This window comes from Nocardia amamiensis (genome assembly GCF_015477605.1).
Taxonomy (GTDB): Bacteria; Actinomycetota; Actinomycetes; order Mycobacteriales; family Mycobacteriaceae; genus Nocardia; species Nocardia amamiensis_A.
This window is the reverse complement of record NZ_JADLQX010000269.1, coordinates 1-324: the sequence shown is the minus strand read 5'-3', so window position 1 is coordinate 324 and position 324 is coordinate 1. Positions and strand designations below refer to the sequence as shown.

At 69.1% G+C, this 324-nt stretch carries 1 pseudogene; it reads left to right on the top strand.

Annotated features, from left to right (window positions below):
• Positions 1-324, top strand: a pseudogene (locus tag IU459_RS37785) (sigma-54-dependent Fis family transcriptional regulator); the annotation flags it as partial.

Sequence of the window (324 nt, the reverse complement as noted above, 5' to 3'; positions counted from 1 at the left end):
TGGCTCCGTTCCTCGTGCGGGCCGCGGAGGACATCGAACAGCGGTTGCTCGACCAGGCGAAGGCATCGGAGCGCGCCCTGCTCGCCGCCTTCCAGTCGGTCTCCCGGCAGCGTCGGGCGGTCGCCGCCGTCGGCGACGACATCGTGCTGACCAACAAATCGGCTCTCGATCTGCTCAGTCCGGCCGATTACGCCGTGCTGCGGATGCTGACCGACGATCTGGACCGCGGCGCTCATACCACCGACGTCACCCTCGCCTCCGGCATCGTGGTTCGCGCTCGTCTGGCACAGATTGCCGGGGCCGGCGGCGGCACCCTGTTCCACT